Origin of the sequence: Pseudomonas sp. H3(2019), from assembly GCF_007713465.1 — a bacterium.
Classification (GTDB): Bacteria; Pseudomonadota; Gammaproteobacteria; order Pseudomonadales; family Pseudomonadaceae; genus Aquipseudomonas.
Genome location: NZ_VMSG01000015.1, coordinates 53529 through 75310, shown reverse-complemented (window position 1 = coordinate 75310; position 21782 = coordinate 53529). Strand labels below are relative to the sequence as shown.

The following is a 21782-nucleotide window of genomic DNA, read 5'->3' as shown; positions in this document are numbered from 1 at the left end:
GACCGCTTTAACGCAGACTTCTAGGGTTTTTCATGACGCGCTACATATTCGTCACGGGCGGTGTTGTTTCTTCATTGGGGAAAGGCATTGCATCGGCTTCATTGGCGGCCATCCTGGAGGCGCGGGGACTTAAGGTCACCATGCTCAAGCTGGACCCGTACATCAACGTTGACCCGGGCACCATGAGCCCGTTCCAGCACGGTGAAGTGTTCGTCACTCACGACGGCGCCGAGACCGACCTGGACCTGGGCCACTACGAGCGGTTCATCCGCACGACCATGACCCAGAACAACAACTTCACCACCGGCCGTGTCTACGAGCACGTCCTGCGCAAAGAGCGCCGTGGTGATTACCTGGGCGCAACCATCCAGGTGATTCCGCACATCACCGACGAAATCAAGCGCCGCATCATCAAGGGGGCTGGCGATGCCGACGTGGCCATGGTCGAGATCGGTGGCACCGTAGGTGACATCGAATCCCAGCCGTTCCTCGAAGCCATCCGTCAATTGCGTTTCGAAGTCGGCGCCAAGCGCGCGATGCTGATGCACCTGACACTGGTGCCGTACATCGCCACTGCCGGCGAAACCAAAACCAAGCCAACTCAGCACTCGGTCAAGGAACTGCGTTCCATCGGCCTGCAACCAGACGTGCTGGTGTGCCGTTCCGACCACCCGATCGATATCTCTTCGCGTCGCAAGATCGCGCAGTTCACCAACGTTGAAGAGCGTGCGGTCATCGCGCTGGAAGACGCCGACACCATCTACAAGATCCCGGGCATCCTGCATTCCCAGGGCCTGGATGATTTCGTCGTCGAGCGTTTCGGTCTGCAATGCGGCGGCGCCGATCTGTCCGAGTGGGAAGCTGTGGTCGATGCCAAGCTCAACCCGGAGCACGAAGTCACCATCGCCATGGTCGGCAAGTACATGGAACTGCTGGACGCCTACAAGTCGCTGATCGAAGCGATGAGTCATGCCGGCATCAGCAACCGTACCAAGGTCAACCTGCGTTACATCGATTCCGAAGACATCGAGAACCAGGGCACCGCGCTGCTGGAAGGCGTTGACGCGATTCTGGTACCAGGCGGCTTCGGTCTGCGTGGCGTGGAAGGCAAGATCACCGCCGTTCAATACGCTCGCGAAAACAAGGTTCCGTACCTGGGTATCTGCCTGGGCATGCAAGTCGCGGTGATCGAGTTCGCCCGTAACGTGCTGGGCTGGAAAGACGCCAACTCCACCGAATTCGATCGCACCAGCGGTCACCCGGTCGTGGGTCTGATCACCGAGTGGGAAGATGCCACCGGCGCCGTTGAAACCCGTTCCGAATCGTCCGATCTTGGCGGCACCATGCGTCTGGGGGCTCAGGATTGCCTGCTGGAAGCTGGCTCCCTGGTCCACGATTGCTACGCCAAGGACGTGATCGTCGAGCGTCATCGTCATCGCTACGAAGTGAACAACAAACTGCTGCCACAACTGATCGAAGCCGGTCTGAAAATTTCCGGTCGTTCCGGTGACGGTGCGCTGGTTGAAGTGGTTGAAGCGCCGAACCACCCATGGTTCGTTGCTTGCCAGTTCCACCCGGAATTCACCTCGACTCCACGCGACGGTCACCCGTTGTTCAGCGGTTTCGTCAAAGCAGCTTTGGCTCAACACCAGAAGAAGGCTTGAACCTGATGGCTCAAAAGATCATCCGCGTAGGCAACATCGAAATCGCCAACGACAAACCGATGGTGTTGTTCGGTGGCATGAACGTGCTGGAAAGCCGTGACATGGCGATGCAGGTCTGTGAAGAGTACGTAAAGGTCACCGAGAAACTCGGTATCCCTTACGTGTTCAAGGCCAGCTTCGACAAGGCCAACCGCTCGTCGGTAACTTCCTATCGGGGCCCCGGCCTCGAGGAAGGCATGCGGATTTTCCAGGACATCAAGCAAGCCTTCGGCGTGCCGATCATCACCGATGTCCACGAGCCTGAGCAGGCTGCGGTGGTCGCTGAAGTCTGCGACATCATCCAGTTGCCGGCCTTCCTGTCGCGCCAGACCGATCTGGTCGTCGCGATGGCCAAGACCGGCGCGGTGATCAACATCAAGAAAGCCCAGTTCCTCGCCCCTCAGGAAATGAAACACATCCTGAGTAAATGCGAAGAGGCCGGTAACGATCAGTTGATCCTCTGTGAGCGTGGTTCGAGCTTCGGCTACAACAACCTGGTCGTGGACATGCTCGGCTTCGGCATCATGAAACAGTTCGAATACCCGGTGTTCTTCGACGTGACCCACGCGCTGCAAATGCCCGGTGGTCGCGCGGATTCTGCCGGCGGACGCCGCGCCCAGGTCACCGACCTGGCCAAGGCTGGCATGAGCCAGTCGCTGGCCGGCCTGTTCCTGGAAGCGCATCCGGATCCGGACAACGCCAAATGCGACGGCCCTTGCGCCTTGCGTCTGGACAAGCTGGAACCATTCCTGGCTCAGCTCAAGGCTCTGGATGAACTGGTGAAGAGTTTTCCGACGGTAGAAACCGCGTAACCCTCAATTCTCCGGTAAAGTACCGCACGATATAACGCTCAGGCCCTCGGGCTTGAGCCTTATCGTCCGCAAGTCTGCCCGCTGCTTATCACTTGCCGACGGTAAAAAATTTCCTACAGCTGCGTCGTTTTCGTCAACTTTGGAGTGTTTACAACAATGGCAAAAATCGTCGACATCAAAGGTCGTGAAGTTCTCGACTCCCGTGGCAATCCCACCGTCGAAGCGGACGTGCTTCTCGATAACGGCATCATCGGCAGCGCTTGCGCGCCGTCCGGTGCTTCCACCGGTTCGCGCGAAGCGCTCGAGCTGCGTGATGGCGACAAGAGCCGTTACCTGGGCAAGGGTGTACTGAAAGCTGTAGCCAACATCAATGGCCCGATTCGCACCGCGCTGCTGGGTAAAGACCCGGTTGACCAGAAAGCCCTCGACCGCATCATGATCGAGCTGGACGGTACCGAGAACAAAGGCAGCCTGGGCGCCAACGCAATCCTCGCCGTGTCCCTGGCGGCTGCCAAGGCTGCTGCCCACGACCAGGACCTGCCGCTGTACGCACACATCGCCAACCTGAACGGTACTCCGGGTGTTTACTCGATGCCGGTTCCGATGATGAACATCATCAACGGTGGCGAGCACGCCGATAACAACGTCGACATCCAGGAATTCATGGTTCAGCCAGTGGGCGCCAAGACCTTCTCGGAAGGCCTGCGCATGGGCACCGAGATTTTCCATCACCTCAAAGCTGTGCTGAAGGCTCGTGGCCTGAGCACTGCGGTGGGTGACGAAGGTGGTTTCGCACCGAACCTGGCGTCCAACGAAGATGCACTGAAAGTGATCTCTGAAGCCGTGGCCAACGCTGGCTACAAACTGGGCACCGATGTGACCCTGGCTCTGGACTGCGCGGCCAGCGAATTCTACGAAGATGGCAAGTACAACCTGTCCGGTGAAGGCCAGGTGTTCACCGCCGAAGGTTTTGCCGACTACCTCAAAGGCCTGACCGAACGTTACCCGATCATCTCCATTGAAGATGGCCTGGACGAGTCCGACTGGGCTGGCTGGAAAATCCTCACTGACAAAATCGGCGAAAAAACCCAGCTGGTGGGCGACGACCTGTTCGTGACCAACACCAAGATCCTGAAAGAAGGGATCGACAAGAAGATCGCCAACTCGATCCTGATCAAGTTCAACCAGATCGGCACCCTGACCGAAACCCTGGAAGCGATCCAGATGGCCAAGGCCGCTGGTTACACTGCCGTGATCTCGCACCGCTCCGGCGAAACCGAAGATTCGACCATTGCCGACCTGGCTGTGGGCACTTCGGCTGGCCAGATCAAAACCGGTTCGCTGTGCCGTTCCGACCGCGTTTCCAAGTACAACCAACTGCTGCGTATCGAAGAGCAATTGGGTGGCAAAGCCAAGTACAACGGTCGCAGCGAGTTCCGCGGCTAAGCTTGGGCTGGTAAAAAGACACCGGATTGTGTCGGGAAAATCGCTACAGCGACGTTTTTGCCACTAATCTGATGCCTTATAAGTACGAGCCTGGTTCTTCCAGGCTTCGTGCTGTCAGAAGCTTCAAAGTTGGCATGGCTGTCTTTTTTCACTGGATACCTGATATTCGATGCGCAGTCCTTACTGGTTGTTTCTTGTCTTGCTCTTGCTGCTGGCTGGTCTGCAATATCGCCTATGGGTAGGTAATGGCAGTCTGGCGCAAGTGGCCGAGTTGACTCAGCAAATTGCCGATCAGCATGCTGAGAACGAGTCGTTGCTGGAGCGCAATCGGGTGATGGACGCCGAGGTCAGTGAGTTGAAAAAAGGCATGGAGACCGTTGAAGAGCGGGCTCGCCATGAGTTGGGCATGGTCAAGGACGGTGAAACCCTTTACCAGTTGGCTCAATGATGAATACGTTACCGGCCTTCTGGGCCGTGATTCCTGCCGCGGGCGTCGGTGCCCGTATGGCCGCGGACCGTCCCAAGCAATATCTGCAACTGGGCGGGCGCACTATTCTCGAACACAGCCTTGGCTGTTTCCTCGATCATCCAGCCTTGAAAGGCCTGGTGGTCAGTCTGGCAGTTGATGATCCTTATTGGCCGACCCTGGCGTGTGCCACCGACCCGCGTATTCAACGGGTGGACGGTGGTGAAGAGCGCTCGGGTTCGGTGCTGAACGCATTGCTGCATTTGCACACGCAAGGCGCTGCCGATGACGACTGGGTGTTGGTCCACGACGCGGCACGACCGAACCTGGCTCGCGACGATCTCGACAAGTTGCTGACGGAACTGGCTGACGATCCTGTCGGCGGGTTACTTGCAGTGCCTGCGCGTGACACCCTCAAGCGTGTGGACAAGCATGGTCGGGTTCTTGAAACCGTTGATCGCAGTTTGATCTGGCAGGCGTATACGCCGCAGATGTTCCGTCTTGGAGCTTTGCATCGGGCGTTGGCGGACAGTTTGGTAGCTGATGTCACTGTTACCGATGAGGCTTCTGCGATGGAGTGGGCGGGGCAGGCGCCACGCTTGATCGAGGGGCGTGCGGATAATCTCAAGGTTACCCGGCCTGAAGACCTTGAATGGTTGCGACAGCGTTGGGCGAATCGCCGCTGATACCCGTGTGGGAGCTGGCTTGCCTGCGAAGGCGGCCTGACAGCCGACCAATCTCTTACAGATGTACATCAATCAAAACTGTAGGAGCCGAGCTTGCTCGCGAAGGCGGCCTGACAGCCGACCCATCTCTTGCGGATGTACACCAATCAAAACTGTGGGAGCCGAGCTTGCCCGCGATGGCGGCCTGATAGCCGACCAATCTCTTACAGGTGTACATATCCATTCCTGCGGTAACGGCCGCTTAGGGTTTCGCCTGACGGCGACTCACTTTTTTTACAAGCGCCTAAAAAAAGTAAGCAAAAAAACGCTCGCCCCAAGCGTACGGCACCTCGCCTAAGCTCGGCGTCCCCTCGCTCCGGTGTCCATCAGGGGGCATCGCCTACGGTCTGCTGCGCGACGACCTCCTCTCGATGTGTCCGGCTGCGCCGTACGGCGCTGCGCGCCCACCCCCTGATGAACACCTCCACTCGGCCTCCCGAAGGGGCGGGTGGATCAAGATCAACAGCGGCAGGCGAGCTAACGCTCGGCCTGTTGAGTGGTTGGGGCGCCGCTGGTGATCTTCGAGCTGCCGCAGGCTGCGATCTTTTGATCTTCTGATCAAACTTGGTATTCAGGCCGCTTGGCCAACCCTTCCTTCAGATAATCCACCAACTTGCGCACCTTCGGCGACAGATGCCGTTGTTGCGGATACAGCGCCCACACGGCGGTGTTCGGTGGTTGATGAGCATCCAGCAACGACACCAGCGTGCCACTGTTCAGGTGCTCCAGCACGTAATAGTCCGGCAACTGACACAACCCAACACCTTGTAGCGCCGCGTCCAGCACCGCTTGCCCGCTGTTACAACGCCAGTTGCCCTGTACTCGTTGGGAAAACTCTCGACCGTCCTGCTCCAGTTGCCAGATGTCCGAACTGCCGATCAGGCAGTTGTGCCGACTCAGCTCGGACAAACTGTGCGGTCGGCCATAACGTTCCAGGTAGGACGGCGAGGCGCACAAGTACATGCGTCGTGGCGCCAGGCGCGTGGCCACCAGTCGTGAGTCTTGCAGGCGGCCGAGCCGGATTGCCAGGTCCAGGCCCTCGTGCACCAGGTCGAGCGGGCGGTTGCTCAGCTCGATATCGACCCGCAATTGTGGATAAAGCCCCATGAAGCTGGTCACCAGCGGCACGATGAAGCGCTCGCCGTACGCCACTGCACAGGTCATGCGCAGCATGCCTTTGGGTTCGCTGGTCAGGTCGCCGACGGCGCGCAAGGCTTCTTCGCGACCGTCTTGTAGGCGCTGGCAGTGTTGCAGGAAAGTCTGCCCGGCTTCGGTCAGCGTCACCCGACGGGTGCTGCGGTAGAGCAGGCGGGTTTGCAGGCGTTCTTCAAGACGTACGATTTGTCGACTGATGTGCGAAGACGAAACCCCTAGGCGTTCGGCGGCAGCCGTGAACTGGTTGCATTCGGCGACGGCGACGAACTCATCGATGCCTTCCCAGCGGTTCTCGGACATGAGGATTATCCCTGTGTGGCAATAATGTTTTGCTTTCGGCTGGATTATTAATCGTCTGGCGGTGTTTTACACTCGCTGTCTCGTTTTTATTCGCTGGAGAGACAGGATGATCAAGTCGCGCGCCGCCGTTGCCTTCGAGGCCAAGAAACCCCTTGAGATCGTTGAAGTCGATGTCGCCATGCCCAAGGCGGGTGAAGTCCTGTTGCGTGTGGTCGCCTCCGGCGTTTGCCATACCGACGCCTACACCCTGTCGGGCGCTGACCCGGAAGGCATCTTCCCGTCGATCCTCGGCCACGAAGGTGGCGCGATTGTCGAGGCTATCGGTGAAGGCGTGACCTCGGTTGCGGTCGGCGATCACGTGATTCCGCTGTACACCCCGGAATGCGGGCAGTGCAAATTCTGCAAGTCGGGCAAGACCAATCTCTGCCAGGCTATTCGTGCGACCCAGGGCAAAGGCCTGATGCCAGACGGCACCACGCGTTTCTCCTACAAAGGTCAGCCGATTTTTCACTACATGGGCACGTCGACCTTTTCTGAATACACCGTGTTGCCGGAAATCTCCGTCGCGAAGATTCCTAAAGAAGCGCCACTGGAAAAAGTCTGCCTGTTGGGTTGCGGCGTCACCACCGGTATCGGCGCGGTCATCAACACTGCCAAGGTCAAGCCGGGCGACACCGTGGCCATTTTCGGCCTGGGCGGCATTGGTCTGTCAGCGGTCATCGGCGCGGTCAAAGCCAAGGCCGGGCGAATTATTGCCATCGACATCAACCCGGCCAAGTTCGAAATCGCCAAGCAGCTGGGCGCTACCGATTGTGTGAACCCGAAAGACTTCGACCGTCCGATTCAGGACGTGATCGTCGACATGACTGACGGCGGCGTCGACTTTTCCTTCGAGTGCATCGGCAATGTGCAACTGATGCGTGCGGCGCTGGAGTGCTGCCACAAGGGTTGGGGTGAGTCGGTGATCATCGGCGTTGCCGGTGCTGGCCAGGAAATCTCCACCCGTCCGTTCCAGTTGGTGACCGGTCGCGTCTGGCGCGGTTCGGCATTCGGCGGCGTGCGCGGTCGCACCGAGCTGCCAAGCTACGTGGAAATGGCCCAGACCGGCGAAATCCCGTTGGACACTTTCATTACCCACACCATGGGTCTGGAAGACATCAACAAGGCATTCGATCTGATGCATGAAGGCAAAAGCATCCGCTCTGTCATCCATTTCTGAGGTCGGTCATGAGTCTGGAAAATCTCTCATGCCAGAAAAGCTTCGGTGGCTGGCATAAACGCTACAAGCATCATTCCGAGGTGCTGGGCTGCGACATGGTGTTTGCCGTGTACCTGCCGCCGCAAGCGGAGCAGGGCGGTAAGCTGCCGGTGTTGTACTGGTTGTCGGGATTGACCTGCACCGACGAAAACTTCATGCACAAGGCCGGCGCCTTGCGCATGGCGGCCGAGCTGGGACTGATCATTGTCGCGCCGGACACTAGTCCGCGAGGTGCCGATGTTCCGGGCGACCCGGATGGCGCATGGGATTTCGGCCTGGGGGCCGGGTTCTATCTGAATGCCACACAGGAGCCTTGGGCCAGGCACTATCGGATGCATGACTACGTGGTGCAGGAATTGCCTGCGTTGGTCGAAGCGCATTTTCCGGCCTCGGACAAACGCGGCGTCAGCGGCCACTCCATGGGCGGGCACGGCGCGCTGGTCTGTGCCTTGCGCAACCCTGGGCGGTATCAGTCGGTGTCGGCCTTCGCGCCTATCAACAATCCGATGGATTGCCCGTGGGGTCAGAAGGCGTTTTCGCGCTATCTGGGCGAAGAGCGTTCGAAGTGGCGTGAATGGGATGCCTGCGTGCTGATCAGCGAGGCCGACGAAAAGCTGCCGTTGCTGGTGGATCAGGGTGATCGGGATGACTTCCTCACCACTCAGCTCAAGCCCGAAGCGTTGCAGCAGGCGGCGAAACTGGCCGGCCATCCGCTGACCTTGCGTCTGCAACCGGGCTACGACCACAGCTATTTCTTTATCGCCAGCTTTATTGATGAACACTTGCGACATCACGCACACGCTCTAGGCGCCTAAAGCAGGTAGAATCACGCCCTGACTAAATCGGGGCGTTTTTTTATGCGTATTGGCCACGGCTATGATGTGCACCGTTTCGCTGAAGGCGATTTCATCACTCTGGGCGGTGTGCGAATTGCACACAGCTTCGGGCTGCTCGCCCATTCCGACGGCGACGTCTTGCTGCATTCGTTGAGCGATGCCTTGCTCGGTGCAGCGGCGCTGGGTGATATCGGTAAACACTTTCCAGACACCGACCCGCAATTCAAAGGTGCTGACAGCCGCGTGCTGTTGCGTCACGTTGTCGCACTGATCCACGCCAAGGGCTGGAAGGTCGGCAATGTCGATAACACCATCGTTGCCCAAACGCCGAAAATGGCCCCGCATATCGAATCGATGCGTGCGCTGATCGCCGCGGATCTTCAAGTTGAGTTGGATCAAGTGAACGTGAAAGCTACCACCACCGAAAAGCTCGGCTTTGTCGGTCGCGAAGAAGGCATCGCCGTGCACTCCGTTGCCTTGTTGCTGCGCGCATGAATGAACTGCAACTGCTTGGCCCGCGTGCCTACGGTGAACCCCTTGGTAGCGCTGTACTGAAAGCCATCGCGGAAGATTTCCAGGTCGATGAAGTTCTCGACATTCCGCTGACCGGTGAAGGCGAACACCTGTGGATCTGGGTGGAAAAACGCGGCCTGAACACTGAAGAGGCGGCCCGGCGGATTGCCAAGGCTGCCGGCGTGCCGTTGCGCACCGTCAGTTATGCCGGCTTGAAAGATCGCCAGGCACTGACCCGCCAGTGGTTCAGCGTGCAATTGCCGGGCAAGGCCGATCCTGACTTGTCCGCGGCAGAAAACGACACACTGAAAATCCTCAAGACCGCACGGCATAAACGCAAGTTGCAGCGCGGTGCGCATTCGGCCAATGGCTTTACCTTGCGCTTGACCCAGTTTGCTGGCGACAAGGACGCGATTGACGCGCGTCTGCAACTGATCGCCAAACAAGGCATTCCCAACTACTTCGGCGCGCAGCGTTTCGGCCACAACGGCGGCAACGTGGTGGATGCACGTGACTGGGCGGCACGTAAAGCCTTGCCGGAGCAGCGCAACGTGCGTTCACGCCTGCTCTCTGCCGCACGCAGCTTCCTGTTCAATCAGGTGTTGGCGGCGCGAGTTGCCGACGGCAGTTGGCAGCGCGCCCAGGTGGGTGATCTGCTGGCCTTCACCGACAGCCGCAGCTTCTTCCCGGCAGGTGAGGCCGAATGCAGCGACCCGCGCCTGGCGATCCTCGACCTGCACCCGACCGGGCCGCAGTGGGGCGAGGGCGAGTCACCCGCGACCGGTGCGACTCATGAACTGGAGCAACAGGTCGCGGCAGGCGAAGCGGATCTGCGCGATTGGTTGATAAACGCTGGAATGAGCCATGAACGTCGCATCCTGCGGCTGCCCATTGGCGGGTTGACGTGGCATTATCCCTCGCTGGACATTCTGCAACTGGAATTCGTCCTTCCGGCCGGATGCTTCGCCACCGTATTGGTGCGTGAACTCGTCGATCTGGTGCCGGTGGGGCAGACGGATAGCTCATGCGTATTCTGATTTCTAACGACGATGGGGTAACAGCACCCGGTCTCGCCGCGCTTCATGCTGCGCTGGCGGATTACACCGAGTGCGTGGTTATCGCGCCTGACCAGGACAAAAGCGGCGCCAGCAGTTCGTTGACGCTCGACCGTCCGTTGCACCCGCTAACCCTGGCCAATGGCTTTATCAGCCTTAATGGTACGCCGACCGATTGCGTGCACCTGGGCCTCAACGGTTTGCTGGAGCGTGAGCCGGATATGGTGGTTTCCGGGATTAACCTGGGGGCCAACCTGGGCGACGATGTGCTGTATTCCGGCACGGTTGCGGCGGCGCTCGAAGGGCGTTTCCTCACGCTGCCGTCGTTTGCCTTTTCGCTGGTATCGCGGCAAGTGGAAAACCTGCCGACGGCGGCCTACTTTGCGCGCAAGCTGGTGGAGGCTTATGCCGACCTTGATTTGCCACCGCGCACGGTGCTGAACGTGAACATTCCGAATCTGCCTCTGGAACACATTCGAGGTATCCAGCTGACTCGCCTGGGTCACCGTGCCCGCGCCGCCGCGCCGATTCAAGTGGTCGATCCGCGTGGTAAATCCGGCTACTGGATTGCCGCGGCCGGTGATGCGGAAGATGGTGGGCCGGGCACGGATTTCCATGCGGTGATGCAGGGTTATGTCTCGATCACACCGCTGCAACTCGATCGCACCTTCAATGACGCCTTTGAAAGTCTTGATGGCTGGCTGGAGGGGCTGCGCTGATGGCTCGTGAACAAGACGATATCCTGCGCCGTGGTATCGGGATGACCTCCCAGCGCACGCGCGAACGGCTGATCCAGCGGCTGTATGAGGAAGGTCTGTCCAACGCCCAGGTGTTGGAGGTCATTCGGCGTACACCGCGTCATCTGTTTGTCGATGAAGCCCTGGCGCACCGTGCCTACGAAGACACGGCATTGCCGATTGGCCATAACCAGACCATTTCTCAGCCTTATATGGTGGCTCGCATGAGCGAACTGCTGCTGGAGGCCGGTCCTCTGGATAAAGTGCTGGAGATCGGCACCGGGTCCGGTTACCAGACGGCGGTGTTGTCGCAATTGGTCGAGCGGGTGTTTTCCGTCGAGCGCATCAAGGTCCTGCAGGATCGTGCCAAGGAGCGCCTGGTCGAGTTGAACACGCGCAACGTGGTATTTCGCTGGGGCGACGGTTGGGAAGGCTGGCCAGCGCTGGCACCGTACAACGGCATTATCGTCACTGCGGTGGCGACCGATGTACCTCAGGCGTTGCTCGATCAATTAGCGCCGGGTGGGCGGCTGGTGATTCCGGTTGGTTCAGGGGAGGTTCAGCAATTGATGTTGATCATCCGTGAAGAACAAGGCTTTTCCAGACGTGTTTTGGGGGCGGTGCGCTTTGTGCCATTGCTCCATGGGCCACTGGCTTAAGCATTTATTTAAAGACGCTGAATTCCATTTGATTACCTTGGTCTTACAGCGGCATTGATCGGTTAAACGCGATTGAACAGCGATCAGCAAACGTGTGTGCGTGTCGATATTGTTTTGCCGACGGTAAAGCCCGAACGGCCAGTTATACTTGCGACATTTCATGCCTGAATACGGCGATTTTTATCTTCAACCACCACAAAGGGAGCGGCGGGTGAGTCTCACAGTCATTGCGCAGCGTATCGGTACAACAAGCTTTCAGCGCCTGGTGACTGGCCTTGTCTTGAGTTCCTTGTTGGTCGGTTGCTCCAGCACGCGTTCAAGCGATGTGCGAGTGGTCGATCGTAATAACGCGGCGGCCCAACGCCCCGCAGTAACCACCGGCCAATACGTGGTCCGTCGCGGCGATACCCTGTTCTCGATCGCCTTTCGCTACGGCTGGGACTACAAGGCCCTGGCGGCACGCAACGACATTCCTACGCCTTACACAATCCATCCAGGTCAGACGATTCGCTTCGATGGGCGTTCCGGTTCAACGCCGACAGAGGTGGTGACCCCGTCTGGAACAACCGCTTCTTCTTCGAGCAAATTTACCGTTACCCGGCGTCCGGCATCGGGTGCGAGCCCGGCCAAAGAGACGGCTGCACCGTCCGTCGCAAACAAGACAGCGCCTGCGCCACTACCTCCCGCAGGGCCTGCGCCGACAGGCTGGGGATGGCCATCCAACGGCATTTTGATTGGGAAATTCTCTTCAAACGGTAGTTTGAATAAAGGAATTGATATCGCCGGGGATTTGGGACAGCCTGTTTTAGCTGCGTCTGATGGGACTGTGGTTTATGCCGGGAGTGGCTTGCGGGGCTACGGCGAATTGGTCATCATCAAACACAGCGATACCTACGTCAGTGCCTACGGTCACAACCGCAGGCTGTTGGTTCGGGAGGGGCAGCAGGTCAAAGTCGGACAGACAATTGCCGAAATGGGGTCCACGGGTACAGACCGGGTGAAACTGCATTTTGAGATTCGCCGACAAGGTAAACCTGTAGATCCGCTGCAATTCCTGCCACGTCGTTGATTTGTTACCAGCCTGTTCCGTCACGTAGAGGGAACAGGCTCCAGCGTTGCCAAGGATAAAGGCGTCGCTTGAGCTTGAGGTCGAACTCACCAAAGGACTATAACAATGGCTCTCAGTAAAGAAGTGCCGGAGTTTGACATCGACGATGAGGTTCTCCTGATGGAGACCGACGTCGCATCGGATGAGATGTCGAATGAAGGATCAGCTACGCCTTCAGTTCGCTCCAAATCCAGACACTCCGCAACACTCAAGCAGCATAAGTACATCGACTACACCCGAGCACTCGATGCTACTCAGCTGTACCTCAACGAAATCGGCTTTTCCCCCTTGTTGTCACCGGAAGAAGAAGTTCATTTTGCGCGCCTGTCGCAAAGTGGCGATCCGGCTGGGCGCAAACGCATGATTGAAAGCAACCTGCGACTGGTGGTGAAAATCGCCCGACGCTACGTCAATCGTGGATTGTCGCTGCTCGACCTGATCGAAGAGGGCAACCTCGGCCTGATCCGGGCGGTGGAGAAGTTCGATCCGGAGCGCGGCTTCCGCTTTTCGACCTACGCTACCTGGTGGATCCGTCAGACCATCGAGCGTGCAATCATGAATCAGACCCGGACCATCCGGCTGCCGATTCATGTGGTCAAAGAGCTCAACGTCTATCTTCGGGCGGCACGGGAGCTGACACAAAAGCTCGATCATGAACCCTCACCCGAAGAAATCGCCAACCTGCTGGAAAAACCGGTAGGAGAGGTCAAGCGCATGCTGGGCTTGAACGAGCGGGTTTCTTCGGTCGACGTCTCGCTGGGTCCGGATTCGGATAAAACCCTGCTGGACACCCTTACCGATGACCGCCCTACTGATCCTTGTGAGCTGCTTCAGGATGATGACCTGTCGCAGAGCATCGATCAGTGGCTCTCGGAGCTGACGGACAAACAGCGCGAAGTGGTGATCCGCCGCTTCGGCCTGCGCGGCCACGAGAGCAGTACGCTGGAAGACGTAGGCCTGGAGATTGGCCTGACCCGTGAGCGGGTCAGACAGATTCAGGTTGAAGGTCTGAAACGCCTGCGTGAAATCCTTGAGAAGAATGGCCTGTCGAGCGAGTCGCTGTTCCAGTAGCAGGAGCGCGTTCGCCTGATAACAATAAGCCCCGTCTGTTTCGGGGCTTTTTGTTATTCGCCGATTGATAGGCTGTTTAAGCTTCGTAAGAGCTATTCGGACGCTTTCGCAGGTTAACGTAAGCCATGGCTTACTCTTTCGTAAGTGTTCGGTTTTTCTACCGGGTGGTGGTCGTCTATTTTTGTTGGCTTAATTATGTAAATTGTTGATTTATAATGATATTTTTTATAGATAAACATGTCGTTTCATTCGGGTTTACCCGTGGCAGGTGATTGCTCTTGCCGGGGAACTCTTTAATATCAGCCCTGTGTCGACGGATAGACACAGCCATTAAGGATGATGGTCAAGGAACATCGCAAGGACGTGATTCATCAGGACGATGAAAAGGAACACAAGGAATAGGGAAAAAATGTGGGCGGGTCATACCGCCCCTTTTTTTTGCCTGTAGAAAAGGATCGCAACCCCTGAAACGCAAAAAGGCCCGCAAGGGGCCTTTTCAAGAGCGCAACAATGATCAGCGAGCGAGGTCTTTGATCTTGCCTTTAACGCCATCAAACTCCGCCGCATCTGGCAGCGGATCTTTCTTTTCAGTGATGTTGGGCCAGATCTCGGCCAGATCAACGTTCAGCTGAATGAACTCTTGCATCTCACTCGGGACTTCGTCTTCGGAAAAGATGGCCACAGCAGGGCATTCTGGTTCGCACAGGGCGCAGTCGATGCACTCATCCGGGTGAATCACCAGGAAGTTCGGGCCTTCGTAAAAGCAGTCCACCGGACACACTTCTACGCAGTCGGTGTACTTGCACTTGATGCAGTTGTCGGTGACGACGAAGGTCATTCTAATTCTCTCCTCAGGCGGCGGCGTGCTGCGCCCCTTCACGGTGGGGTCGCCAGGTTTGGGAGCGATATCTGCAGACCAGGCTATTTGCCTGCGGCATCCCAAACCGCGCGAGATTCTAACAGCTTGCAGGCCAGTGCGTTAGATCCGTGTCTTTAATGTATAGAGCATTTCCAGCGCCTTACGCGGGGTCATGTCATCCAGATTAAGCTTGGCAAGTTCATCGAGCACTGGATGCGGCAGGCTGGCGAACATATCGCTCTGCTGCGGGGCGGCCGGTTTGCCTTTGCTTGGTTGCGCCGTTTCGTGAGGCAGCGCCGTGGCTTCCAGTCGACCCAGATGCTCGCGAGCCCGCACAATCACCTCGGTGGGGACGCCGGCCAGTTGCGCAACCGCCAATCCGTAGCTCTGGCTGGCAGGGCCAGGCAATACGTGGTGGAGGAATACGATGCGCTCGTTGTGCTCGGTGGCATTGAGGTGGACGTTGGCCACCAGCGGCTGGCTTTCCGGCAGTACCGTCAGCTCGAAGTAGTGGGTGGCGAACAGCGTATAAGCGCGCAGCTGAGCCAGACGCTCGGCCGCAGCCCAAGCCAGCGAAAGGCCGTCGAAGGTGCTGGTGCCGCGGCCGACTTCGTCCATCAGCACCAGGCTGCGTTCGGTGGCGTTGTGCAGGATGTTCGCGGTTTCGCTCATCTCGACCATGAAGGTCGAACGACCACCGGCCAGGTCATCACTGGAGCCGATCCGGGTGAAAATCCGGTCCACCAGCGACAATTCGCAGCTGGCGGCGGGCACGAAGCTACCGATATGCGCCAGCAGCACGATCAGCGCGGTTTGCCGCATGTAAGTGGATTTACCGCCCATGTTCGGGCCAGTAATCACCAGCATCCGCGTGCTGTCGTCCAGGCTCAGGTCGTTGGCCACGAACGGCGTGGTCAATACTTGTTCAACCACCGGGTGACGGCCCTGGCTGATGCGCATGCACGGCTCGCTGACGAACCGAGGGCAGTTCAGGTCCAGGTTCAGCGCACGCTCTGCCAGGTTGCTCAAGACGTCCAGCTCGGCCAGTGCCGCGGCAGTGTCCTGCAGAGGTGGCAGTTGGCTGATCAGGTCTTCGAGCAGGGCTTCGTAAAGCATCTTCTCGCGGGCCAGCGCGCGGCTCTTGGCCGACAGGGCCTTGTCTTCGAAGGCTTTGAGTTCTGGCGTGATGAAACGCTCGGCACCCTTGAGGGTCTGGCGCCGGATGTAATCGGCCGGCGCCTGCTCGGCTTGCTTGCTTGGCAACTCGATGAAGTAGCCGTGAATCCGGTTGTAGCCGACTTTCAGGTTGGCCAGGCCGGTACGCGCCTTCTCGCGGGCTTCGAGGTCGATCAGGAATTGTCCGGCGTTTTCGCTCAGCGATTGCAGCTCGTCGAGCTCGGCGTCGTAACCGGTTTTCAACACGCCACCGTCACGGATCACCGCAGGCGGGTTGTCGATGATGGCTTTTTCCAGGAGGGCGGCCAGCTCGGGATAGGTGCTGGTGGTCACGGCCAGTTGGTGTAGGTGTGGCGCCTCAAGCTCGGTCATCGCCACTTGCAGTTCTGGCAGGGCACCGAGGGCGTCGCGCAGGCGAGCCAGGTCACGAGGGCGAGCGTTACGCAGGCCGATACGCGCCAGAATCCGCTCGATGTCCCCGATCTCTTTCAACTGCGGTTGGAGTTTCTCGAAGCGGTAACCGTCGAGCAGGCAGGTGATCGAGGTCTGGCGTGCCAGCAGCACGTTCAAGTCGCGCAGCGGACGATTCAACCAACGGGTCAGCAAGCGGCTGCCCATGGCGGTCTGGCAACGGTCGACCACCGATTGCAGGGTGTTTTCACGGCCACCGGCAAGGTTGGTGTCCAGCTCCAGGTTGCGACGGCTCGCACCGTCCAGCACCACGGTATCGTCCAGACGCTCATGACGCAGGCTGCGCAAATGCGGCAGGGCGGTGCGCTGGGTTTCCTTGGCGTAGCTCAGCAGGCAACCGGCGGCACCGATGGCCAGGGTCAGGTTCTCGCAGCCAAAACCTTTGAGGTCCTGGGTGGAAAATTGCTGGCAAAGACTTTTCAGCGCCGAATCACGCTCGAAATCCCACGGTGCACGACGACGAACGCCACGACGCTTCTCGGCCGGCAGGTCTTTTGGCCAGTCATCCGGAATCATCAGCTCGACCGGATTGACCCGCTCCAGCTCCGCCAGCAGGTTCTCCCAGCCTTTGATCTCCAGCACGCTGAAGTTGCCGCTGGTGATGTCCAGCACGGCCAGGCCGAACAGGCGCTCGTCACCCAGCACGGCGGCGATCAGGTTGTCGCGGCGCTCGTCCAGCAGTGCTTCATCGCTGACGGTGCCAGGGGTGATGATCCGTACCACCTGACGATCTACCGGACCTTTGCTGGTCGCCGGGTCGCCGACCTGTTCACAGATCACCACCGACTCACCGAGCTTGACCAGTTTCGCCAGGTAACCTTCCGCAGCGTGGTAAGGAATCCCGCACATCGGAATCGCCTGCCCGGCCGATTGCCCACGGGCAGTCAGGGTGATGTCCAGCAACTTGGCGGCCTTCTTCGCGTCTTCATAGAAGATCTCGTAGAAGTCACCCATGCGGTAGAACATCAACTGGTCAGGGTGCTGGTTCTTCAGACGCCAGTACTGCTGCATCATCGGGGTGTGGGAAGACAGATCGGAGAGTGCTTTATTCATCAGGTAATCAGGCGAATTCGTTGAAAGGGGGGGCAAAAGAGGGACGTTGGCCCGGCTTTTCCGCGATGGGCGCAAGGTTACCATGGGCAGTCCGACCTACGCAGGGATGAAAGGCCCACTGCGCATTTCAGCGGTTTATGCACTGATTATGCAAAACAGCATTTGTCATCTTCGAAAAGAACAAGCACTATGCACGCTATGCAAAAACGCAATGTTTCTACCGTCTTAAGAGCGCTGCTCGATCAGCACGGAATCTCCCCCACGGAGCTTCACCGTCGCACCGGCGTGCCTCAATCTACCCTCTCGCGGATTCTCAGCGGGAAGATTGTCGATCCTTCGGATAAACACATCTCGAAGATCGCCGAGTACTTCCGTGTGAGCACTGACCTGTTGCGTGGCCGCGCCGATGTAGCGCCGGCCAATGCGCCTGCACGCGAAGAGTCGCATTCGGAACTCAAGGACATAAGCCTGTGGGATGACGATACCCCCGTCGATGACGACGAGGTCTCGGTCCCCTTTCTTCGCGAGGTTGAATTGGCTGCTGGATCAGGAAGATTCGTCATCGAAGAAAGCGAGCGCTCAAGCTTGCGCTTCGGCAAGCGCAGCTTGCGGCATAACGGTGTGCAGTTCGACCAGGCCAAATGCGTGACCGTGCGCGGCAACAGCATGTTGCCGGTGCTGCGCGATGGCGCGACGGTCGGGGTCAACGCCGGAAAGTCCGGGATTGGCGACATCGTTGATGGTGATCTGTATGCCATCAACCATAACGGTCAACTGCGGGTGAAGCAGCTCTATCGTCTGCCAACCGGTATTCGTCTGCGTAGCTTCAATCGCGATGAACACCCGGATGAGGACTACACCTTCCAGGAAATCCAGGAAGAGCAGATTGTCATCCTCGGCCATGTCTTCTGGTGGGGCATGTACGCCCGCTAACCCTTAGCTGTCAGATAAAACCCGCTATCAGGCGGGTTTTTTTTCGCCTGAAGAAAACCACCCCACCCTTTGTTTACGGGGCTTTCATGCGTCCGTGCATTTTCAACGCATAAATAATTGCGTTTATGCATTGACTGCGTATGCATCAATGCATATTATTTGTCCCGAGCCGCTCAACAACGGCTCGCCACGAAGCTCTTTAGTTCCACAGCAAAGGCAGCGATGAACCGGCCTCAACGGTTCAGAGGGTTGGCAACTGACCCGGGTGTGCAGCGTAAAGCACCAGAAGCAGTTATCCGGCGGACAGGGTCGCGGTCGGAGGAACAATTTGAATGGATCTGTACCGCGCCAGTAGCGCCGAAAGATCAGATAGCAGGACCGCATTACTGAAAAGCCCGGCAGACGCCGGGCTTTTTGGAATGCCTACCTGATGTAGGCAGTTCTGGAAAATCGATAAGGAAATGAACATGAAAAAATACGTACGCATTGCCCAAGGCAAAGTCGACAACATTTACGAAACCAATAACCCCATCACCGAAGAGTTTCCAGCGGACCAATTGTGGGTCGAAGTTACCGCTAATACTCAGGTCGACTACTCCTGGAATGCGGTCAACACAGATGGTGTGTGGGCATTCAGTTTTGACTTTCCATGGCAGCCATCTCCGCTCTCGGAACAACTTCGATATGAAAAGACCAAGCGTCTGGACAAAGCCAACGCTCGTCTGACGGCTACAGCTTTGCCATTCAAAATCGAGTTGGGCATCGCCACTCCGGCGGATGAAGCCTATCTGTTGGCGCACAAGCAGTTCTGCATCGCACTGAGCAACGTCAATAAACAACCTGGCTTTCCTGTGACCATCAATTGGCCAGAGCTTGCGTAAGTAAGCTGAGGCGACCGTATTCACGGAAAGTGCGAAGGACCGCATTACTGAAAAGCCCGGGTGACCTGGCTTTTTGGAATGCCTACCTACCGTCAGGCACATCAAGAGACAACGTTTGAACAATACACAAACCCATCACCTATTTATCAACGCAGGAGGCGTGACATGACAAACGAGCAGCAAGCGTTAGCGGACATGCCTATCTGGCTGGTCATCGCTCTGGCGGTGGTCGGCGGGGTGTCCGGCGAAATGTGGCGCGCCGACAAGGAGGGCGCTCGCGGCTGGCCATTGTTGCGGCGCCTGGTGCTGCGCTCCGGGGCCTGCATGGTCTGCGGGGTCTCGACCATCATGCTGCTGTATGCCGCCGGCGTGTCGATCTGGACCGCCGGTGCTTTCGGTTGCCTCACCGCGATGGCCGGTGCCGACGTCACTATCGGCTTGTATGAGCGCTGGGCGGCCAAGCGGATTGGCATCGATGAAGTGGCATCGCGTGATTCCAGCCAGGACCGTTAATGGTATTGGCAGCAACGAGGATCATCGCAGAACAAGTCCAATGGACTGGCTGACGGGGGGCGTAGACAACGACCCCGACCTGCAAGGATGCGGGTCATCGGCGGTAACTTCCCTTAACGAAAAATGAATGCGGTAAGCACCGCATGACTCAATCATTCAACTCAATGGGTAACTACATGAACGTTCTCAATAAAATAATTGCTCCACTTGCATTGTCCGCAGCATTGATAGGCGTTGGCAGCAATGCTTATGCCGCCAACCTTCTGATCAATGGCAGTTTTGAACAGCCAGGTTGCAGCAGTAGCTGTGTTCTGGATACGCCGGCGAAAACCAACTTTATCCCTGGCTGGACGACCTTTCTGTCTGGTGCGGAATACTTCAACATGCCGGCGTCGATCCCGAGCTCCGTAGCGGCAGACGGTGTAGCGATCGTTGACCTCGCCAACTACGCCTATCTGAACGGTGGCGGGATTCAGCAAAATTTTGAAACCGTTATCGGTGCAAAATATCGGCTGACGTTTAGTGCCGGTAACTCCAAGTATGGCGGCCGTTCCGGCGACGGTATTATTCAAGTAAAAGTGGCGGGGCAAACGACCAGTTTCAATACACCAACCGCGTCAGGAGTGGCAACGGTATGGAACACCATTACGTATGACTTCACCGCAACAACCGCTCACACCACACTCAGCTTCTCGAATGAGCAGAACCCAAACTATAACTTTGCCTTTATCGATAAGGTTGTCGTCGAGCGCTTGTAATTAGTTCGCCTCGGCCCATGAAATATAGAGACAACGTTCTCGTTAATATTCTGGGCTTTTCAGGTGCATCAGACGGCGGGGGAGACCGCCGTCCGGTGGTGATTTGACGCAGTAATACTCGAACAGGAAGCCGCTTATGTCTCCAAGCGTTATCAATAAACCCTCGGAGCTGATTATCGCTATCGGTGAGGCACTTCGGCCGATTTATCCAGGCCTGAAGGTCGGGGGATATCAGGACTTCGATGGTGTTGTCGATGATGCCTGGGTCCTGATCGCGATTCAGCGCGATGCCGCAGGCACCCGCGCCAACGATGGGCGTATCGCTCATGTCCTGACGATCTCGCTGCAAGGTGTGGTCGCCGGGAAGAGTGGGCATTCAGGGTTTGAGGCCTGCAATCTCGCCAGCGCACTGAAGGATATCGTCACGGATAACCGTTGGGACGTATCGGGAGGGCAATGCGACCTGCCGATGAGCATCGAGGCTGTGCCGTCGACGTTCACCAGCGGTGAGCAGGTGTACGACGCATGGACGGTTTCGTTTTCCCAGACGCTGTATTTCGGCCCGCCGTTGCTCGATGAGCCAACGGGCACACCGAAGTTCGCGTTCACCTCGCAAGTCTCGAACATCGACGATCCGGATCAATACACAGCGCTTGCGTAACAAGCACTCAGGGGTAGCCCATGTTTGACGCTCTTCTACGTATGCAGCTCGGCCCGATCATTGAGCGTTTGGCCGAAATGGAGACCGAGTTCGAAGACCTGCACCGGCGTGCCGACAGCTTCTGTCGCATCGGCGTGTGTGTAGAGGTCGATGCCGCCAGCAACACCTGCAAGGTCAGCCATGGGGATTTGCTGACGCCAGCGATCAGGTTCTTCAACCCGAGTGCTGGCGAACAGAGTGAATCGCGCATTCCTTCCGAGGGTGAGCAGTGCTTGCTGCTGAACTATGGCGGCGGCGATGGCGCTGGGCAATCGGTCGCCTTGTTCGGCCTGAACAGCAACCGGTTCCCACCGGTTTCGACCGTGGCCACGCTGACACGTCGTCGACACAAGGACGGCACCGAAAGCAGCTACGACGATGCAAGCCATGTCCTGAGCTGGACCAATGGACAGACGACATTCAAGGGCTCGCGTGAGTCGGTCGAGTTGACCGTCGGCCCGGCCCGGCTGGCGCTGACCCCTGAGGCCATCGAGCTGAAACTGGGCGCGGTTGGCGTATTGCTCGACGCCTCTGGCGTTCACTTCCTCGGCCCTTTGGTGGATCACCAGGGGCGAGTCATCAGTACTGCATAAG

Annotated in this window: 22 protein-coding genes; 19 read left to right on the top strand and 3 right to left on the bottom strand. The window is 57.9% G+C overall.

Going from position 1 to position 21782, the window contains the following annotated elements; all coding sequences use genetic code 11:
- Positions 1–32: 32 nt before the first annotated feature.
- From FPT12_RS16405 to ispD, 5 genes are all read left to right on the top strand, one after another.
- Positions 33–1664, top strand: coding sequence for a CTP synthase (locus FPT12_RS16405; RefSeq protein ID WP_145017491.1), 1632 nt, complete (start codon positions 33–35; stop codon positions 1662–1664).
- Between the two features lie 5 nt (positions 1665–1669).
- On the top strand, positions 1670–2515 hold the full coding sequence (kdsA, locus tag FPT12_RS16400) for a 3-deoxy-8-phosphooctulonate synthase (RefSeq protein WP_145017489.1): 846 nt from the start codon (positions 1670–1672) through the stop codon (positions 2513–2515).
- A 156-nt stretch (positions 2516–2671) separates the two neighbouring features.
- Positions 2672–3961: a phosphopyruvate hydratase gene (eno, locus tag FPT12_RS16395; protein WP_123428478.1), complete on the top strand. Its 1290-nt coding sequence runs from the start codon at positions 2672–2674 to the stop codon at positions 3959–3961.
- A gap of 169 nt (positions 3962–4130) precedes the next feature.
- Complete coding sequence (gene ftsB, locus FPT12_RS16390) at positions 4131–4409, top strand: cell division protein FtsB (protein WP_019692104.1); 279 nt, start codon at positions 4131–4133, stop codon at positions 4407–4409.
- Positions 4406–5113: a 2-C-methyl-D-erythritol 4-phosphate cytidylyltransferase gene (gene ispD, locus FPT12_RS16385; RefSeq protein WP_145017487.1), complete on the top strand. Its 708-nt coding sequence runs from the start codon at positions 4406–4408 to the stop codon at positions 5111–5113. Before ftsB ends, ispD begins: the two co-directional genes overlap by 4 nt.
- Positions 5114–5710: 597 nt before the next feature.
- Here ispD and FPT12_RS16375 read toward each other — a convergent pair.
- Positions 5711–6607 carry a LysR substrate-binding domain-containing protein gene (locus FPT12_RS16375; RefSeq protein ID WP_145017484.1) on the bottom strand — a complete coding sequence of 299 codons (897 nt, stop codon included), beginning with the start codon at positions 6605–6607 and terminating at the stop codon, positions 5711–5713.
- Positions 6608–6713: 106 nt separating this feature from the next.
- Between FPT12_RS16375 and FPT12_RS16370 the strand changes: the two genes are divergently transcribed.
- From FPT12_RS16370 to rpoS, 8 genes are all read left to right on the top strand, one after another.
- Positions 6714–7826, top strand: coding sequence for an S-(hydroxymethyl)glutathione dehydrogenase/class III alcohol dehydrogenase (locus tag FPT12_RS16370; RefSeq protein ID WP_019692107.1), 1113 nt, complete (start codon positions 6714–6716; stop codon positions 7824–7826).
- Positions 7827–7834: 8 nt separating this feature from the next.
- Positions 7835–8680, top strand: a complete 846-nt coding sequence (fghA, locus tag FPT12_RS16365) for an S-formylglutathione hydrolase (protein ID WP_145017482.1) — start codon at positions 7835–7837, stop codon at positions 8678–8680.
- Between the two features lie 42 nt (positions 8681–8722).
- Positions 8723–9196, top strand: a complete 474-nt coding sequence (ispF, locus tag FPT12_RS16360; protein WP_145017480.1) for a 2-C-methyl-D-erythritol 2,4-cyclodiphosphate synthase — start codon at positions 8723–8725, stop codon at positions 9194–9196.
- A complete protein-coding gene (truD, locus tag FPT12_RS16355; protein ID WP_145017477.1) occupies positions 9193–10251 on the top strand; it encodes a tRNA pseudouridine(13) synthase TruD in 1059 nt (352 codons plus the stop codon). The genes ispF and truD overlap by 4 nt, the downstream gene beginning before the upstream one ends.
- Positions 10239–10988, top strand: coding sequence for a 5'/3'-nucleotidase SurE (surE, locus tag FPT12_RS16350; protein ID WP_145017475.1), 750 nt, complete (start codon positions 10239–10241; stop codon positions 10986–10988). Before truD ends, surE begins: the two co-directional genes overlap by 13 nt.
- A gap of 41 nt (positions 10989–11029) precedes the next feature.
- The gene (locus FPT12_RS16345; RefSeq protein WP_178098784.1) at positions 11030–11665 is read left to right on the top strand and encodes a protein-L-isoaspartate(D-aspartate) O-methyltransferase; all 636 of its coding nucleotides are present in this window, start codon (positions 11030–11032) and stop codon (positions 11663–11665) included.
- A gap of 211 nt (positions 11666–11876) precedes the next feature.
- Positions 11877–12734, top strand: coding sequence for a peptidoglycan DD-metalloendopeptidase family protein (locus FPT12_RS16340; protein ID WP_145017600.1), 858 nt, complete (start codon positions 11877–11879; stop codon positions 12732–12734).
- Between the two features lie 105 nt (positions 12735–12839).
- The gene (gene rpoS / locus FPT12_RS16335; protein ID WP_054595931.1) at positions 12840–13844 is read left to right on the top strand and encodes an RNA polymerase sigma factor RpoS; all 1005 of its coding nucleotides are present in this window, start codon (positions 12840–12842) and stop codon (positions 13842–13844) included.
- Between the two features lie 514 nt (positions 13845–14358).
- Here the strand turns inward: rpoS and fdxA are convergent.
- Both fdxA and mutS read right to left on the bottom strand, forming a co-directional pair.
- Complete coding sequence (gene fdxA / locus FPT12_RS16330) at positions 14359–14682, bottom strand: ferredoxin FdxA (protein WP_145017471.1); 324 nt, start codon at positions 14680–14682, stop codon at positions 14359–14361.
- Between the two features lie 141 nt (positions 14683–14823).
- On the bottom strand, positions 14824–17403 hold the full coding sequence (gene mutS, locus FPT12_RS16325) for a DNA mismatch repair protein MutS (protein WP_145017455.1): 2580 nt from the start codon (positions 17401–17403) through the stop codon (positions 14824–14826).
- 198 nt (positions 17404–17601) lie between these two features.
- On the opposite strand from mutS, the gene FPT12_RS16320 reads away from it, so the two are divergent.
- From FPT12_RS16320 to FPT12_RS16295, 6 genes are all read left to right on the top strand, one after another.
- Positions 17602–18336 carry an XRE family transcriptional regulator gene (locus tag FPT12_RS16320; protein WP_145017598.1) on the top strand — a complete coding sequence of 245 codons (735 nt, stop codon included), beginning with the start codon at positions 17602–17604 and terminating at the stop codon, positions 18334–18336.
- A gap of 467 nt (positions 18337–18803) precedes the next feature.
- The gene (locus tag FPT12_RS16315; RefSeq protein ID WP_145017453.1) at positions 18804–19217 is read left to right on the top strand and encodes a tail fiber assembly protein; all 414 of its coding nucleotides are present in this window, start codon (positions 18804–18806) and stop codon (positions 19215–19217) included.
- Between the two features lie 165 nt (positions 19218–19382).
- Positions 19383–19730 (top strand): phage holin family protein, encoded by a 348-nt coding sequence (locus tag FPT12_RS16310; protein WP_145017451.1) that lies wholly within the window; start codon positions 19383–19385, stop codon positions 19728–19730.
- 176 nt (positions 19731–19906) lie between these two features.
- Positions 19907–20488, top strand: coding sequence for a DUF642 domain-containing protein (locus FPT12_RS16305; RefSeq protein ID WP_145017596.1), 582 nt, complete (start codon positions 19907–19909; stop codon positions 20486–20488).
- Positions 20489–20624: 136 nt separating this feature from the next.
- The gene (locus FPT12_RS16300; protein ID WP_145017449.1) at positions 20625–21149 is read left to right on the top strand and encodes a hypothetical protein; all 525 of its coding nucleotides are present in this window, start codon (positions 20625–20627) and stop codon (positions 21147–21149) included.
- Between the two features lie 20 nt (positions 21150–21169).
- Positions 21170–21781: a phage baseplate assembly protein V gene (locus FPT12_RS16295; RefSeq protein ID WP_054595936.1), complete on the top strand. Its 612-nt coding sequence runs from the start codon at positions 21170–21172 to the stop codon at positions 21779–21781.
- Position 21782: the final 1 nt, after the last annotated feature.

Bases quoted from the DNA above. Each gene is read 5' to 3' on its own strand.
- kdsA (WP_145017489.1), top strand. From the start codon at position 1,670: ATGGCTCAAAAGATCATCCGCGTAGGCAACATCGAAATCGCCAACGAC.
- mutS (WP_145017455.1), bottom strand. From the start codon at position 17,403: ATGAATAAAGCACTCTCCGATCTGTCTTCCCACACCCCGATGATGCAG.
- FPT12_RS16310 (WP_145017451.1), top strand. From the start codon at position 19,383: ATGACAAACGAGCAGCAAGCGTTAGCGGACATGCCTATCTGGCTGGTC.
- FPT12_RS16375 (WP_145017484.1), bottom strand. From the start codon at position 6,607: ATGTCCGAGAACCGCTGGGAAGGCATCGATGAGTTCGTCGCCGTCGCC.
- ispD (WP_145017487.1), top strand. From the start codon at position 4,406: ATGATGAATACGTTACCGGCCTTCTGGGCCGTGATTCCTGCCGCGGGC.
- fghA (WP_145017482.1), top strand. From the start codon at position 7,835: ATGAGTCTGGAAAATCTCTCATGCCAGAAAAGCTTCGGTGGCTGGCAT.
- fdxA (WP_145017471.1), bottom strand. From the start codon at position 14,682: ATGACCTTCGTCGTCACCGACAACTGCATCAAGTGCAAGTACACCGAC.
- FPT12_RS16370 (WP_019692107.1), top strand. From the start codon at position 6,714: ATGATCAAGTCGCGCGCCGCCGTTGCCTTCGAGGCCAAGAAACCCCTT.
- FPT12_RS16300 (WP_145017449.1), top strand. From the start codon at position 20,625: ATGTCTCCAAGCGTTATCAATAAACCCTCGGAGCTGATTATCGCTATC.
- surE (WP_145017475.1), top strand. From the start codon at position 10,239: ATGCGTATTCTGATTTCTAACGACGATGGGGTAACAGCACCCGGTCTC.
- FPT12_RS16295 (WP_054595936.1), top strand. From the start codon at position 21,170: ATGTTTGACGCTCTTCTACGTATGCAGCTCGGCCCGATCATTGAGCGT.
- FPT12_RS16345 (WP_178098784.1), top strand. From the start codon at position 11,030: ATGACCTCCCAGCGCACGCGCGAACGGCTGATCCAGCGGCTGTATGAG.
- FPT12_RS16305 (WP_145017596.1), top strand. From the start codon at position 19,907: ATGAACGTTCTCAATAAAATAATTGCTCCACTTGCATTGTCCGCAGCA.
- FPT12_RS16405 (WP_145017491.1), top strand. From the start codon at position 33: ATGACGCGCTACATATTCGTCACGGGCGGTGTTGTTTCTTCATTGGGG.
- eno (WP_123428478.1), top strand. From the start codon at position 2,672: ATGGCAAAAATCGTCGACATCAAAGGTCGTGAAGTTCTCGACTCCCGT.
- FPT12_RS16315 (WP_145017453.1), top strand. From the start codon at position 18,804: ATGAAAAAATACGTACGCATTGCCCAAGGCAAAGTCGACAACATTTAC.
- FPT12_RS16320 (WP_145017598.1), top strand. From the start codon at position 17,602: ATGCAAAAACGCAATGTTTCTACCGTCTTAAGAGCGCTGCTCGATCAG.
- ispF (WP_145017480.1), top strand. From the start codon at position 8,723: ATGCGTATTGGCCACGGCTATGATGTGCACCGTTTCGCTGAAGGCGAT.
- truD (WP_145017477.1), top strand. From the start codon at position 9,193: ATGAATGAACTGCAACTGCTTGGCCCGCGTGCCTACGGTGAACCCCTT.
- rpoS (WP_054595931.1), top strand. From the start codon at position 12,840: ATGGCTCTCAGTAAAGAAGTGCCGGAGTTTGACATCGACGATGAGGTT.
- ftsB (WP_019692104.1), top strand. From the start codon at position 4,131: ATGCGCAGTCCTTACTGGTTGTTTCTTGTCTTGCTCTTGCTGCTGGCT.